A 14,992-nucleotide genomic window follows, 5' to 3' on the forward strand; every position below is an offset into this window, starting at 1 on the left:
GGTCGGGGTGGGCTTGAGTGATTGCGGCGTCCAGGTGCGTGCATCGGGGTGCTAGGCGAGCGTCGTCGATGTGGTTCATCGTTGATGCTCGGCTAGTGCCGCGAGGTGCGTGCCTGGGCGTCGCAAGCGCCAAGCACACCCCGACCCGGAGCACTAGACAAACTCCGGGCGGCCGGTGCCGTCGGTGCCGTCGCGCCAGACCGGCTGCGGCGGCGGGACGGTGGCCAGGATGCGCTCGACGACCGCGCGCGGGTCGATGTTGTCGGCAACCGCGTCGAAGGTCAGGCCCATCCGGTGACCCATCACGTCGAGGGCGACGGTCTGGATGTCACTCGGCAGCAGGTAGTCGCGGCCGTGGATCAGCGCGAGCGCCCGGCCGGCCGAGACCAGGCCTAGCGTCGCCCGGGGGCTGACGCCGAGCTCGATGATCGGCTCCAGGTCGGGCAGGTGGAAGTCGGTCGGCGTCCGGGTCGCCATCACCAGGCGAACGGCGTACTCCGCGACGAGGTTGTGCACGAAGACCTGCTCGGCCGTCCGCTGCAGCTCCATGATCGTGTCCGGCTGCAGCACCGGCCGCGGCTCGGGCGGGTCCACGCTCATCCGGCGGAGGATCTCGAACTCCTCGTGCCCGCGCGGGTGCGGTACGTCGATCTTGACCAGGAACCGGTCCCGCTGCGCCTCCGGCAGCGGGTAGACGCCCTCGGACTCGATCGGGTTCTGGGTGGCGATCACGATGAACGGCTTCGGCATCGGGAAGGTCTGGCCGCCGATCGACACCTGCCGCTCGGCCATCAGCTCGAGCATCGCCGACTGCACCTTGGCCGGGGCCCGGTTCACCTCGTCGGCCAGCACGAAGTTCACGAACGTCGGGCCGAGCTCGATGTCGAACTGCTCGCGGGTCTGCCGGTAGATCCGGGTCCCGACGATGTCGGAGGGGACCAGGTCGGGGGTGAACTGGATCCGGGCGAAGGTCCCGCCGACCACGCTCGCGAAGGTCCGCACGGCGAGTGTCTTGGCGACCCCCGGCACACCCTCGAGCAGGCAGTGACCCTTGGCCAGCAGCGAGACCATCAGCGTCTCGACCATGTGCTCCTGACCGACGATCACCCGCTTGACCTCGCTGAGTGCCTCGCCGATCAGCCGGGACTGCTGCGCCACAGCTGCAGCCGACACAGTGGTTTCGGTCATGCCTGTCCTTCCGGGGTCCACAGTGCGGACCTTGTCACTCCCCGATGCGTTCGACACCGGCCATTCCATCAGATCGGTGGGTCCGCCGCTGCATGGCCCACCGCGCCCATCCTCCCTGGCGGGTCAAATTCCCGGGGAGTTGCGACGGTGCTACCGGGGATGTGGTGGGATTGGGGTCGATGACTGCGACCGAATCCCAGACGGAGGTGCAGCCGGCCGAGCCGCCGGTGGACGCACCTGCGTCGCTGATTCCTGCCGCGCTCCCGCTGCAGCCGGAGGATCCGCCGCGGGTCGGCGAGTTCTGGCTGCGTGGCCGGCTGGGGGCGAACGCGGCCGGTTATCTGTACACGGCCAGTGACGAGCGCGGGCGGAACGCCGTGGTCGCGATGATGACCGAGGGGTCGGCCGACGACGCGGCCGCCCGGGACCGGTTCGTGTTCGCGGTCGACGCGCTGCCCGAGGACGTCGTACTGGCGCACAACGACGAGGACGACGACGATCTCGCGCTCTGGGCCGCGTTCGGGCCGATCCGCGAGGACGACGGGTCCAGCGCGGCGTCGGACGAGCGGTTGCTGGCCGAGCGCCGCGGCGAGGACGTGCTGTCCGCCGTACTGATGGACCGGATCCCGCAGCACGGGCGGCTCCGCGGGCCGGACTTCCGGCACTACTGGGAGAACCGTCGCAGGCCTGGTCTGTTCCGGATTTGGCCGCTGCCCTGGCCGACCGCGCTGCGGCCGGCCTCCTGGGCTGCCATCTGGTACGCACTGGCCACGATGCTGCTCCTGATGGCGCTGGCGCTGTTGCTGGCCTGGTTCCTGTTCAAGGACTCCCCGCCGCTCGACCCGCCGCCGGTGATCCCGACGCCGTCCAGGACGGTCACCACGACGATCACGCCGACCACACCGCCGCCAGGCACCGACGGGCCCCCCAGTACGCCGGTGACTCCGGACCCGAGCGGCAGTATCCCGCTCACGCCGGGCACGAGCGGCCCGCCCAGCCCGACCGACCCGGGCGACAAGTTCTAGACCTGCTGCGGTTCAGGCTTCCTGTGCAGCGTGAGTAGGCCGATCAGGCTGATCACGGCCCAGCTGCCTTCCAGCAGCAGGAAGCCCCAGGACGATTCGTGGAGTGCGATCAGGGCCAGCAGGCCGGAGCCGAGGAAGTTCAGCAGCTGGTAGGTGAGGGTGCGCTGACGCAGCCATCCGGCCTGGGCGGCCGCGAAGGCGATCAGAATGACCAGTGCACCGACGATCTCGAAAACATCAACAGCATGCATCGGAGAAGCCCCTCCAGGGGCAGGCGTCGTCTTGTCACCGACCGGGTACGACGCCACTCGTCCGGGGCCCGCAGTAGCGCGGGACCTGCTTCCTAAGATAGCAAACGCAGAAGCTCCGGATCCCGCCACAGATTCGCCGGCACCGGCTGCCGGACCAGGGCCGCGTCAGCCCGGATTTCCGCCGGGCTGGCGGCCGAGATCAGTACCGAGGTGACCGCTGCATGCCGGGCGGGGAAGGCGAGCGCGGCCTGCGGCAGCGAGACGCCGTACCGCTCGCAGACGGCTGAGATCCGCCGGGCCGGCACGCTGTCGGTGTGTAGCACCTCCGGTGACAGCACGCCGGACACGATCACCGAAACTCCGCGCGCAAGGCAACGATCGAGCAGCGGCCGTGAGCTCTGGTCGAGCAGCGAGAACTGGCCGGCCAGCAGGACGCAGTCCAGCTCGTGGTCCCGGACGAGCCGATCAAGCGCTTGCCAGTCGGTCGAAGCGGCACCGATCGCCTTGATCACACCTTGCCGACGCAGCCCTTCGAGGACCGGGTACGACGTCTCGAGGGCGTCCTGCACCAGGACGAGATCGACTCCGAGTCCGAGCCGCTGCATACTCCCCCGGACCGATTCCTCCGGGTCCGCGCCAATCACCTTCGTGGACACGAGGAACTCACCGCGCGGGCGGCGGCTGAGCGCCGTACCGAGTCTGGCTTCGGAGTCGCCGTAGGCCGGTGAGGAGTCGAAGAACCGGATCCCTGCCTGGTACGCCGCGTCGACGGTCGCGATCGCGGCCGCGTCGCCGTCCGGACCGGGTGGTTCGCCGAGACGCGAACCACCGAGGCCGAAACGGGGTGGCCGGAACTTGTTGGCGGCGTGAGGTGCGAGCACGTGGCTTGGCGCTGCCATCGCACCCACCTCCTCCTGGTCAGTATGTACTGTCAAGAATCGTTGGTCTGCGACGTGCTCGCATCTCGGGTCCGAGTGTCAGCGGCCGGAGTCGTACAGGGTCTTGACTTCCTGGTCGGTGAGGGCGCGGTCGTAGAGGTGCACCTGGTCGACCGTTCCGTCGAGGAAGTCGACCTGGTTTCCGCCGAACTTGGCCCGGCCGATCACGGTGTTCCCGGTCGAGGTCGAGTCCAACGTGCAGGCGGATTTCGCGGCCACCGGCTGACCATCGACGTACAGGCGTAGTTCGCCCTTGGCGGCATCCCGGACGCCGGTGACGTGGTACCACTGGTCGGCGTTCGGCTTGGCCGGCGCGAGGGCCCGGACTCCCGGGAAACTCATCGCGAACCGCTGGTCGGCACCGGAGTACTGCAGGAAGAACGCGCTGTCGCGATCGCCGTCCTGGCTGACGAAGGTCTGGAAGCCGTCCACCTTGTTCAGCTTCACCCAGGCGCTGGCCGAGTAGTTACCGTTGGTGTCGAGCAGCGCGGCGCCGGTGTCGACGTACTGGTTGGATCCGTTCAGGGCAACGCCTTGACCATTCTTGCCGGGGGCAAAGACCGCGCCGTTCTGCAGTGTGGCGTCGTTGTTGCCGACGGCATCTTCGGTGGTTCCGTCGAGCGGGTAGAAGTGGATGCCGTCGGCACCGGGTGTGCCGGGACCGGGGTTCGGCCCGCCGGTTCCGGTACCGTCCGCCTCCGCGATGATCTGCTCGTTGATCGTGCGGACCTGGGCGAAGTCCATCTTCGGGACCTGCCGGTCGTAGGTGAAGAAGCCGTTCAGTTCACCCTCGACATCGGTGATCTGGGTGTAGACCGAACCGCTGATCCCGCACTGGTTGGCCGATTTCAGTACGTCGCGCTGATTCTCGACGTACCGTCTGGTCAGCGTGGCCTGGTCCGGCGTCATCTCGTAGGCGAAACCGTCGCCGAACCACATGTGGTCCTGTGTCTTCAGGCCGAATCCGCCGTGCTCGCCGTCGACAGCGGCCCGTTCACCGGCCGGTGACGGGGTTCCCGGGCCGAGGTAGGCATGGTGATCGAGGAGGTCACCGCGGCCCGAATCACCCTTGGAGGCACAGCAGTTCACGCCGCTGTGCGCGTTGACGAGCCGGGACGGATCCTGGGCCTTGACCGCGTCGGCGATCTGGCCGGTCTCGGTTTTGTCCCACTCACCCCAGCCCTCGTTGAACGGGACCCAGACGGTGATCGAGGTGAAACTCTTGTGCTCCTCGATCATCTCGTGCAGCTCGGACTTGAACTGCGCACGCCAGGGCTCGGGGATCTCCGCGGTCTTGCTGGACGGCATGTCCTGCCACACCATCAGGCCGAGCTTGTCGGCCCAGTAGTACCAGCGATCGGGCTCGACCTTGATGTGCTTGCGGACGGTGTTGAAACCGAGCCGCTTGTGCTGCACGAGATCGAAGGCGAGGGCCTCGTCGGTCGGCGCGGTGTTCAGGCCGTCCGGCCAGAAGCCCTGATCCAGCGTCGACAGGTTGAACAGGACCTTGCCGTTGAGCCCCATCCGAAGCTTGCCGTCGGCCCCTTTGACCAGGCCGACCGATCGCATCCCGGCGTACGAACCGACCTGGTCGACGGTCTTGCCACGGCGATCGATCAGGCGGACCTTGAGGTCGTACAGGAACGGGCTGTCGGGGGTCCAGGTCTTCGGGTTCGGGATCGGCACCCGGAGTTCGGTGTCGGCCTTGCCGCGAACCTTGCTGACCTGACGATGACCGTCGTACGCCGTCACTTCGACGTCGAGGCCGGCCGGACCATCAGTGTCCGCGGTGAGCCTGATGGCTTTGCTCGGCAGGTCAGGAGTGAGCTGGAGCCGATTGATGGACGCCGTGTTGACGGGCTCCATCCAGACCGTACGCCAGATGCCGGAACTGCCTTGGTAGAAGATCCCGCGATCGCCAACCTTGCGCTGTTTGCCGATCGGCTGGAAGGTCTCGTCGGTGAGGTCCTCGGCCCAGACGATCAGCTCCTGCGGACCGCTGCCGTGCAGGTAGTTCGTGACGTCGACGTCGAAGCCGTCGTACCCGCCGCGGTGTGTGCTGGCGAGGCGGCCGTTGACCCAGACCTTGGCGTCGTAGTCGACCGCACCGAAGTGCAGGACGAGCCGCTGGCCCTTCCAGTGCCGCGGGACGGTGAAGGTGCGGCGGTAGAACATCCGGTCCTCGTGCCGCTGGATCCCGGAGAGCGCAGACTCGATCGGGTAGGGCACCAGGACCTTCTCGCCGAGCGTGCGGCCGATCGGGGGCTGCTCCCCCGGCGCCGCGGCCGCGAACTCCCACAGACCGTTGAGATTGCGCCATTCCGGGCGGGTGAGCTGGGGCCGCGGGTACTCCGGGAGGGCGTTGGACGGTGTGACGTCGTCGGTCCAGGGGGTGCTGAGCGGCGGGGTTCCGGGCTGCCACTCGGCCGCTTGCGCCTGCGGCATCAGGGTGGTCGCGGCCGCGAGGGCGGCCGCGACGACAAGCTTGAGCATTGAAGCTCCCTTCGGGGCGGTGAAAGGGCGCTCCAATGGAAACGTTTTCAACGTGAGAACGCAAGACCTCGATCAGAATCAAACATTGACGCACACCGGCGTCGGCGTACTGAACGAGCTCTTCTGGGTCAGGTTCCCGGACGCGAGGTCGACCGCAAAGGTGACGATGTTGCCCGAGTTCTGGTTGGAGACGAAGAGCAGGCCGCCGGTCGGGTCGATGATGCAATGCCTCGGCCACACGCCGCCTGCGCTTGGCGTCGCCTGGAGTTTGAGCGCGTCGCCGGTGGCCGAGGTCGCGAAGACGGCGATGCTGTTGTGACCGCGGTTGGTGAGGTAGACGTAGCGGCCGTCCGGGGACACGATCACCTCGCCCGGGTAGTTCGTCGGCGAGCCGGCCGGGACCGTGCTCTGAGTGCTTAGCGCGGTGAGCTTGCCGTCGGCGTAACTGCAGACGGTGATCGTGCTGTTCAGCTCGTTCGCCACGTACGCGAACTTGCCGGACGGGTGGAACGCGAGGTGCCGCGGACCGGCACCGGCCGTCAGCGTCAACTGATGCTTGAGCGCGAGTTTCCCGCTCGTCAGCGTGTAGGTGTAGACGGAGTCGGTGCCGAGGTCGACCGCCAAGATGTAGTTGCCGGCGACGACGATCTGGTGCGCGTGCGGACCCTCACCGGGATGTTTGACGAGATCGGTCTGAGCGCCGATACCGCCGTCAAGCCTGAGTTTGTGTACGGCGACATCACCGGAGCCGTAGTTCGCGCTCAAGAGGTAGCCGTTGGCAACGGCCAGATGACAGGGCCCGGATCCCTTGTTGGGTTGCCGGTTGATCAGTCGAAGCTTGCCGGGGGCATCGACCGCGATCGCACTGACAGCCCCGGTCGCCTGCTCGTTGACGGCGTACAGGAAGTTGCCCGAGCGGATGATGAAGGACGGGTCGGCCACCCCCTTCAGTACGCCGGTCGACGTGATCTTGCCGGCGGCGTCGTACGACGCGATGCCGACACCGTCGCCGTACCTGCCGTGATAGAGGTAGTTCGGTGCCGCGGCCTGGGCCTTGAGCGGAGCGGCGGCAATGGCGGCAGCGGTGAGGCCGAGGAATCCCCGGCGGGTGGTGGTCATGAGGCCCCGTTTCTGGACTGAGGAACGCAGGGAGCGAAGCGACTGGAGAGACGAGGGAAGAAATGGAACCAGGCCTCAGGACCCGCCGCGCGGAGCGTGGCAATGTATATGGTCACGAGGCCACCGGGACGGTCAGGGTCGCGGGACTGCTCGCTGGCGAACTGAACGTGACCCTGCCGCCGACCGAACTGCGGCCGAGATAGCGCGGGTCGACAGTGTCGACGACGAGGGTGAGATGGTGGCCGGCCGGGACTTCCCAGCTGGTGGCCTCCATCCGCAGATCGATGGTGACGGCTTTGCCGGGGGTTGCCCCTCGCAGTGTGAGCGGTTTGTGCGAGATCAAGGATCCGACTCCTAGCGCGTTGACGTCATAGAGGTACGCGAAGAGTGAAGTGTCCTGCACAGAGGGTGTTGCTGTGAAGTGCAGTCTCGGGGATCCGTTGACGAGGGCGCCTTGTGGATAGACCTCTCCCGACCAGACGCCGGCGAAGGATCGATCGATCAAGGGGGTCGCGACGCCGGTCGGGATCGACAGCAGACCTTGCAGCGCACCGGATATCAGGGCGATCCCGCTGTCGGCGATCGTCGGCACGCCGGCGGCGATGCCACGCTGCCAACCGGTGGCTGGTCTGGTCTGGAGATTTGCCTTACTCAGGTACGTCGTCCGCGGTTGACCGACCGCGGCCCAGTTGTCGTAGCCGCGCCAGGTGTTGCGCTGGGACTTCAGCTGGACGGGCGGCTCGGTTTCGACGCCGTTGTCCGTGCCGGTCAGGTAGTGGCGCATCCAGGCGACGAGCTCGTCCCAGGTCTCGTTCGGCAGGCCGATCGCGCCGGGCACCTCGGGAGTGGAGTGGTCGCCGTGGGCGAGTTGCAGCCGCTTCGGACCGGTCAGTGCGGTGAAGAAGTCGGTGTACTGGTTCGGCGGGAAGATCGAGTCCTCGAAGGCGTTCGCGAGGAAGACGGCCGGCCGGTTGGCGTTGATCTTGCCGACCACGGTCTGCGCGGAGCGGACCGGGGCAAGAACCTTCGCCTCGGCGATCGCTTCGTCGTACCGGCCGGTGAGGAACTTGGTCTGCAGTGACTGCATCTCGGGTCCGGGACGGCCGGTGATGTTGCCGATAGCAAGCAGTCCGGCGACGGCCTGGAGGGAGACCGTTTCGTTCGGGTCGATCGACTTGACGAGGTCGGCCCAGCCGCTGAGTGCGCCGACCACCTTGATCCGGGGATCCTCCGCGGCCGCGAGCAGCGACGTACCGGCGCCGTATGAGATGCCGACCGCGGCGACCTTGCTGGTGTCGGCGGAGGTGTTGAGGGCAGCCCAGTCGATCACCTTGGAGACGTCGGCAACAGTCGGCGGGCCGGCGATGTCGATACCGCCGCCGGTGTCCCAGAAGCCGCGGCTGGAGTACGAGATGACCTGGAAGCCTGACGTGGCCAGTTTGCTGCCCTGGCCGACGTACTCGAGGTTCGGCACGCCCCAGCTCGACGGCATCACCACGAGCGGGAACGGGCCACTGCCCTGGCCTGTCGGGGTCAGGACGACGGCTCCGATCTGGATACCGCCCGCGCCCTGGATGCGCTGGTACGACGTACTGAAGCCTGCCTGGGCGCCCTGTGCCGGCGGACCGAGCGTGAGGGCGGCGAGGAGAGCTACGGCAAGGGCGGCGGCGATTCTGCGCACGGGGCGACCTCCGGCTGGGAAATTACCGGATGGTAACCACAGGATTGCCGCTGTGTCACTACCTGGGCACTGTGAGTGCTGGGTCGACGCCGGTCGCCTCGACAGACCAGACCCAGAGGCGCTGCGCGAGCTCCGGGTCCTGTGCGGTGCGGGTGGGATGGACGAGCTTCGGGGCGCCGCGGAACTCGAAGAAGCTCGGGCCGACGTAGGTGCCCGGCTGCAGCTCGGGCTGGGTGGCGGCGTACAGGCTCGGCTGGGCACCGGCCGCCGCAGACTGGGCGAACAGGTTGGCACCGGACCACAGCTTGGCGGTGAGTTTGGCACCGGCGAGCTCCGGGCCGGCCGCCTGTAGATGCGTCGAGGCATAGCCCGGGTGCGCGCCCACACTCAGCACAGCTGGTACGCGACGGCCGAGCTCGAGCATGAAGAGCACGTTGGCCAGCTTGGACTTGCTGTACTGCGGCCACTTCGAATAGCCGCTCGCCTGCTGCCTCAGATCGGCCTCCGCGATCCCCCGCGCCGACTTGTGCATGAAGGAGCTGACGGTGACGACACGTCCGCCTTTGAGCAGCGGCATCAGGCGACCGGTGAGGGCGAAGTGCCCCAGGTGATTGGTGCCGATCTGGAGCTCGAAACCGTCGATGGTCTGCCGGAACGGCGTCGCCATCACGCCGGCGTTATTGACCAGGATGTCGAGGCTGTCGTAGCTGTTCGCGACGTGGGTGGCGGCGCGCTCGACACTCGACAGGTCTGCCAGGTCCAGCTCGACACTGACCGGCTGTTTGCCCGTCGCCTGCTGGAGACGCTCGACCGCATCGGCCGTCTTCTCCGGATTGCGCGCCGCGACCAGCACCTCGGCGCCGTGCTCTAGCAGCGCCTTCGCCGTCTCGTAGCCGAGTCCACTCGTGGCGCCGGTGACCAGCGCCCGTCGTCCGGTCAGGTCAGGGATGTCCGCCGTACTCCAGGTCATGCGCCCACCGTAGCGGGCGGGCGCACGACCTGTGACTTCACTAGAGGATCTTGCGGGCCTTGAAGGCGTCGGTGACCTTCTGCGCGTCGGCCTTGCCGTAGAGCAGGCGGGCGGCCTGCACGGTGACGCGGGCGGCGTCGGCGAACGACGTGTCGGGGGCGTAGAAGAACGTGCCCTCGAGGACGACCTTGTTCGCCTTGGTGCGGCCGAGTGCCTGGTGGATGTCCCACAGCGCGTTCGACCAGATCTCACCGTCGTCGTGCACCTGGCCGACGATGTCGTCGGTGGTCTTGCCTGTGTCGGTACGACGCAGGCAGTGCGGCTCGGTGGACGTGTACGACGTCGCGTCCCAGTCCATCACGCAGGGCAGCTCGAAGCCCTTGCTGACCGGCACCGACATCGTGACGGCCCAGTAGTCGCCGAAGCCCTCGCCGATCGCACCGGCCTGCAGCGACTCGCCGTACCCGGGGACGACATCGTCCTGGATCGCGTGACCGTACTCGTGCCAGATCACCTCGGCGTCCTCGGCGTCGTCGACGCCACCCTCGCCCATCGTGATCATGTCGGCCGTGGGGTCGTAGAACGAGTTGTCCCCGTCGAACGTGTTGATGGAGAAGTCCTGGGACTCGTTGTTCACCTCGGTGAAGCCGAGCTGGTGGATGTACTCCTGGGTCTGGTTGACGTGGTAGTACGCCATCACCTGCTCGAACTTGTCGTTCGCGCGCTGGTAGACGAAGTTGTTGTTCTTGTTCTGCGCGACCCCGCCCTTGGCTTCCTTGATGTTGACGTAGGGGCCGTTGAGCTTGCCGGAGCCGTCCAGGTTGCGCAGGATCACGTTCTTCTGCGCCAGGAACAGCTCGTCGGAGTTCTTGTCGTTGTTGTCGGTGAGCTGCTCGTTCTGCTCGCTGACCACCGGGTTCGGGTCGAAGACCGAGCCGTGACCGGTGGCGTTGTCGCTGAGCACCTTCGACTCGACGACCGAGCCGCTGTCCGCGTCGACCAAGCTCCGGGTTGAGCCCTCGTTCGAGCGGCTGGTGACCGACCAGACCAGGCGGGCGTCCGGCCCACCGATGACGGCCAGCTGAGCCGTACTCTTACCGGCGGCCGGAACCTTCTCGGCCTCCTTGTCCGCACCCGCGATCCGCGCCCGCGCGGCCTTGGCGTTGATCGCCTCGGCCGCCTTGGTGTTCGCGGTCGCGGCCGGCAGCTTCGCGGAGACGTCCAGGTTCGCCGGTACGGCGTCGCGGCCGTCGGCGATCTGCACACCGGCCTTGGACTCGTGCTTCGCGTAGTACCCGTTGATCACCGGCAGACCCTTGAAGGTCTGCTGGTACCAGTAGTGCTTGCCGAGCAAAGATGTCTTGGTCTTGACGAGCTTCAGGCTGCCCAGGGTGGTGGCTTCCGGCGCTGCCCCCGCGGCGCTGGTGACGGACAGACCGAGCGAGATGGTGGCCAGTCCGGCGGTGACTGCCACGAGCGCCTTTCGGCGGTTCGACATACGTTCCCTCCCACAGTCGGCGATTCGTTCGGGTTGCGTGACGCAACCACTACGATCCGTCGAGACCCTAGTTCGGTTCGGTACCCGGAGGGAAGCAGATCTTCCCGGCATGTTGCGGCGGCAAGGGAAAACCTGTCAGCCTTCCGCCCGGCTTCCGGCTCTGCTTCCGGCTCCGCTTCCCGCTTCGCTTCCGGCCAGCAGTCTGATGACGCTGGGCAGTACGTCGACTCCTACGCCGGGGTCGATCGCGCGCTGCACGCCGAGGCCGACGCCGAGGCTCAGCAGCGCCGTCGCACAGTCCGCGGCCGGCATCGGCAGCTTGATGTTGAACTCCAGCGCATGGGCTCCCAGGAGCAGGGCCGCGGCGTTGCGGATGGTTGCATTGCGCTCGGCAAGCTCTCGTCTCAGGTTTTCGTCCTGCCGCGCCCGGGTCGAGAACTCGACCTCGAACACCGTCCACCCGACATCACCGATGGTCGTGTCGGCCCACCGCTGGAAGCCCTCCAGCATGACCTCGAGGGTCTCGGCTCCTTCGAGCGCCTTGGCCAGCTTGTTCGCCTGATCCTCGCGAATCGCATCCACGACGGCGAGGCAGAGCTCGTCCTTGTTGCGAAAGTTCGAGTACACGGCGCCCTTGGAGAACCCCGCCTCGTCGGCCACCTTCTCCAGGGACGTGGCGGCGTACCCGTCCCGCAGGAACAACTCGGTCGCCGTCGCGGTGAGGGCATCGCGGGTCTGCGCCTGACTCTCCGCGCGGGTCATTCTCGCCATGGACGTCACTCTAGTTGCTCGGTATTGGAATTCCTTCGGTATTCGAATACTGTCGGTTTCTGGAGGTGGTTGCGTATGGACGTTGTGATCATTGGGACTGGGGTTTCCGGTCTCGGGGCGGCGATCCGGCTGCGACAGGCCGGCATAACGGACTTCGCCGTACTGGAGAAGGGGCCTTCGCTCGGTGGGACGTGGCGGGACAACACGTATCCAGGGTGTGCGTGCGACGTACCGTCCGCCTTGTACTCCTACTCGTTCGCCCCGAACCCGTCGTGGACCAGAGCCTTCGCGGAGCAGGCGGAGATCCGGCAGTACTTGGAGCAAACCACCGATCGGTACGGCGTTCGCCCGCATCTGCGCTTCGGTGTCGAGTTGCTGCGTGCCTCGTGGGATCCCGTGCGCGCCGTTTGGTCGTTGGAGACCTCTTCGGGTCCGCTCGAAGCCCGGGTGCTGATCACGGCCACCGGGCCTTGGCATGAGCCCCTGATGCCGTCGATCCCTGGGTCTTTCGCCGGCCCGATCTTTCATTCGTCGCGGTGGGACCACGCGGTTTCCCTTGCTGGCAAGCGGGTTGCGGTGATCGGGACGGGCGCGTCGGCGGTGCAGTTCATCCCCGCCATCCAGCCTTCCGTCGCCTCACTGCATGTCTTCCAGCGGACCCCGCAGTGGGTCCTGCCGAAGCCGGATCACTACGTGCCGTCTGCCGAGCGTTGGTTGTTCCGGAGGTTTCCGCTCGCGCAGCGCTTGCTCCGCCGGGTCGAGTACCTCGGGATGGAGACGCTGGGGCTGGGCTTCCGGCATCCGCGATTGATGCGTCTCGTCGAGGCCGTCGGCCGCTTGCATCTCCGCCGCTCGGTCCCGTCGGCGGCATTGCGCTCGGCACTCACCCCGACCTACACGCTCGGCTGCAAACGCATCCTGATGTCGAACACCTACTACCCAGCGCTTGCCTCAAGCAACGTTTCCGTCCATCCGACCGCGGTCGCGGGCTTCGACGGCTCCACGGTGATCGGCGCCGACGGCTCCCGGATCGAGGCCGACGTCGTCATCCTCGGGACGGGCTTCAAGATCCTCGACCTGCCGATCGCCTCCCGCGTCCACAACGCCGCCGGTCAATCCCTCGACGACGTCTGGCAAGGCTCCCCCAGGGCCTACCTCGGCACCGCCGTGAGCGGATTCCCGAACGCCTTCAACCTCCTCGGCCCGAACCTGGGCACCGGCCACACCTCGGCCTTCATGATTCTCGAGGCCCAACTCGACCACGTCCTCGCCGCTGTCTCGACCCTGCTGAACCGCAACTGGTCGAGCCTCGACGTCCGCCCCGAAGTCCAGGAAGCCTTCGTCACCTCGGTCCAGTCCGCCCTCACCGGCACCGTCTACGAAACCGGTGGCTGCGCCAGCTACTACCACGACACCAACGGCCGCAACTCGTTCAGCTGGCCGTGGTCCAGCGCTCGCCTGCAACGCGACGTCGCCCGGTTCTCACCTTCCGACTACACCATTTCCAAACCCCTGGAGGTAGTCCGATGAAACCTCTCGACCTCAATGAGGCAGTCGTCGTGGTCACCGGCGCCGCCCGAGGCATCGGCCAAGCCACCGCCAAGGCCTTCGCCACCGCCGGTGCCACGGTCCACCGTGGCGACCTCGACCCCGCCGGCGACCCCACGGTCCACCCCCTCGACGTCACCTCCCGCGATTCCTTCGCCGCCTTCATCGACACAGTCCTCGCCGAGTCCGGCCATATCGACGTACTGGTGAACCAACGCCGTCGAAGGTCTGCGGGTGTTCTTGTAGACCGGCGTCGACCGAGCCGGTCCAGACGGTCCACCGCACATTGCCGTGCGCACCGCCGGAAGCACCGCCGAGGCCGAGCACGCGTTTGCCGTCCCACGCGATCGAGTACCAGATCGCTTCGAACGAGTACGGGCTCGAGGCCGAGGGTCTGACGGTGACCGTCTTCCGCTCGGAACCGTTCAGCACGACGATGCCCGGGACGACCTTGGCGCCCTTGTGTTTGACGCCGACCAGGATCTGACCGTCGTGCTCGGCGAGGGCGACCGGCTCGGCGCCGACGTCGACCTTCTCCCAACTGATCGTCTGGGCGGGCTGCTCGTCCTTGCTGCTACAGGAGGTCAGGGCGGAGGCGGCCAGTACGACGGCCGCGATGACCCGGCGCATCAGCGATTCTGCGGGAGCGTCGTCGAACGCTTGCGACCGCGGGGCGCCGACGGTGGCGGCACCATCGGACCGATGTCACCGTCCGGTGCCACGTCGAGATCGACGATCACCGGCGCATGGTCACTCGGCCCGGTCCCCTTACGGGCCTTCCGATCGATCCACGCCGCCTTCGTCCGGCTCGCCACGGCCTCCGTCGCGAGCATCAGGTCGATCCGCATGCCCAGGTTCTGATGGAACATGCCGGCGCGGTAGTCCCAGTAGCTGAAGACCGTCTCGTCCGGCCACCGCTCGCGAACCACATCACGCAGGTCCTTCGCCGCCATCAACTCGGCCAGCGCCGCGCGCTCAGGCGGCGTCACATGCGTCGAGCCGACATACGCGGCCGGGTCGAAGACATCCGCATCGGTCGGCGCGATGTTCATGTCACCACAGACGATCTGGTCCTCCGGACCATCCGCAACGACGGCGGCCAGCGCCTTCAACCAGGCGAGTTTGTACTGGTAATGCTCCGAGTCCGGCACCCGCCCGTTCGGCACGTACAACCCGTGGATCCGAATGCCACCACAAGTCGCCGCGACCGCCCGCGCCTCCGGATGCGGAAACCCCGGCGCACCAGCAACCCCGGTCACCACATCCTCGAGCCCGACCTTGCTCAGAATCGCAACGCCGTTCCACTGCACCTCGCCGTACAGGGCGGTCTCATACCCCCGCCCGGCCAGCTCACCACCCAGCAAGGCGGTGAACGCGTCGTCCGCCAACTTCGTCTCCTGCAGGCAAACAACATCCGGCTGCCGCTCGTCCAGCCACTCCAGCAACCGAGGCATCCGCTGCTTCACCGAGTTCACATTCCAAGTAGCCACGCGCACCGCCCCAAGGTACC

At 67.1% G+C, this 14,992-nt stretch carries 13 protein-coding genes, 1 pseudogene and 1 riboswitch; of the genes and pseudogenes, 3 read left to right on the plus strand and 11 right to left on the minus strand.

Annotated features, from left to right (window positions below):
* Nucleotides 1-153: 153 nt before the first annotated feature.
* Nucleotides 154-1,188 (minus strand): AAA family ATPase, encoded by a 1,035-nt coding sequence (locus E1261_RS15740; RefSeq protein ID WP_132407279.1) that lies wholly within the window; start codon nt 1,186-1,188, stop codon nt 154-156.
* A 179-nt stretch (nt 1,189-1,367) separates the two neighbouring features.
* Here E1261_RS15740 and E1261_RS15745 point away from each other — a divergent pair, with 179 nt between their 5' ends.
* On the plus strand, nt 1,368-2,213 hold the full coding sequence (locus E1261_RS15745) for a hypothetical protein (RefSeq protein ID WP_132407281.1): 846 nt from the start codon (nt 1,368-1,370) through the stop codon (nt 2,211-2,213).
* Here the strand turns inward: E1261_RS15745 and E1261_RS15750 are convergent.
* The 8 genes from E1261_RS15750 to E1261_RS15785 all read right to left on the minus strand — a co-directional run bounded on the left by E1261_RS15750 (nt 2,210) and on the right by E1261_RS15785 (nt 11,934).
* Nucleotides 2,210-2,464 (minus strand): CBU_0592 family membrane protein, encoded by a 255-nt coding sequence (locus tag E1261_RS15750; protein WP_132407283.1) that lies wholly within the window; start codon nt 2,462-2,464, stop codon nt 2,210-2,212. The genes E1261_RS15745 and E1261_RS15750 overlap by 4 nt on opposite strands.
* A 20-nt stretch (nt 2,465-2,484) precedes the next feature.
* Nucleotides 2,485-2,552, minus strand: a riboswitch (guanidine-III (ykkC-III) riboswitch).
* Between the two features lie 4 nt (nt 2,553-2,556).
* A complete protein-coding gene (locus E1261_RS15755) occupies nt 2,557-3,363 on the minus strand; it encodes an aldo/keto reductase (protein WP_132407285.1) in 807 nt (268 codons plus the stop codon).
* A 78-nt stretch (nt 3,364-3,441) separates the two neighbouring features.
* Nucleotides 3,442-5,895, minus strand: coding sequence for a LamG-like jellyroll fold domain-containing protein (locus E1261_RS15760; RefSeq protein ID WP_132407287.1), 2,454 nt, complete (start codon nt 5,893-5,895; stop codon nt 3,442-3,444).
* A 78-nt stretch (nt 5,896-5,973) separates the two neighbouring features.
* Entirely contained in the window at nt 5,974-7,014 is a 1,041-nt protein-coding gene (locus tag E1261_RS15765; protein ID WP_132407289.1) for a lactonase family protein, read from the minus strand.
* Nucleotides 7,015-7,126: 112 nt separating this feature from the next.
* Nucleotides 7,127-8,695, minus strand: a complete 1,569-nt coding sequence (locus E1261_RS15770) for a CocE/NonD family hydrolase (protein WP_132407291.1) — start codon at nt 8,693-8,695, stop codon at nt 7,127-7,129.
* A 58-nt stretch (nt 8,696-8,753) separates the two neighbouring features.
* On the minus strand, nt 8,754-9,665 hold the full coding sequence (locus E1261_RS15775; protein WP_132407293.1) for an oxidoreductase: 912 nt from the start codon (nt 9,663-9,665) through the stop codon (nt 8,754-8,756).
* Between the two features lie 40 nt (nt 9,666-9,705).
* A complete protein-coding gene (locus E1261_RS15780) occupies nt 9,706-11,163 on the minus strand; it encodes a M4 family metallopeptidase (protein WP_132407295.1) in 1,458 nt (485 codons plus the stop codon).
* A 135-nt stretch (nt 11,164-11,298) separates the two neighbouring features.
* A complete protein-coding gene (locus E1261_RS15785) occupies nt 11,299-11,934 on the minus strand; it encodes a TetR/AcrR family transcriptional regulator (RefSeq protein ID WP_132407297.1) in 636 nt (211 codons plus the stop codon).
* A gap of 75 nt (nt 11,935-12,009) precedes the next feature.
* On the opposite strand from E1261_RS15785, the gene E1261_RS15790 reads away from it, so the two are divergent.
* Together E1261_RS15790 and E1261_RS47140 are read left to right on the plus strand one after the other, a co-directional pair.
* Nucleotides 12,010-13,464, plus strand: coding sequence for a flavin-containing monooxygenase (locus E1261_RS15790; protein WP_132407299.1), 1,455 nt, complete (start codon nt 12,010-12,012; stop codon nt 13,462-13,464).
* Nucleotides 13,461-13,634 (plus strand): annotated as a pseudogene (locus E1261_RS47140) (SDR family NAD(P)-dependent oxidoreductase); the annotation flags it as partial. The gene E1261_RS15790 and the pseudogene E1261_RS47140, both read left to right, overlap by 4 nt.
* A gap of 10 nt (nt 13,635-13,644) precedes the next feature.
* On the opposite strand, the gene E1261_RS46400 reads toward E1261_RS47140, so the two are convergent.
* Both E1261_RS46400 and E1261_RS15800 read right to left on the minus strand, forming a co-directional pair.
* On the minus strand, nt 13,645-14,112 hold the full coding sequence (locus E1261_RS46400; protein ID WP_238176246.1) for a hypothetical protein: 468 nt from the start codon (nt 14,110-14,112) through the stop codon (nt 13,645-13,647).
* On the minus strand, nt 14,112-14,992 hold an 881-nt coding region (locus E1261_RS15800; protein ID WP_238176245.1), incomplete at its 5' end, for an exodeoxyribonuclease III. The genes E1261_RS46400 and E1261_RS15800, both read right to left, overlap by 1 nt.

The sequence above is a fragment of the Kribbella albertanoniae genome, assembly GCF_004348455.1.
GTDB classification, from domain to species: Bacteria; Actinomycetota; Actinomycetes; order Propionibacteriales; family Kribbellaceae; genus Kribbella; species Kribbella albertanoniae.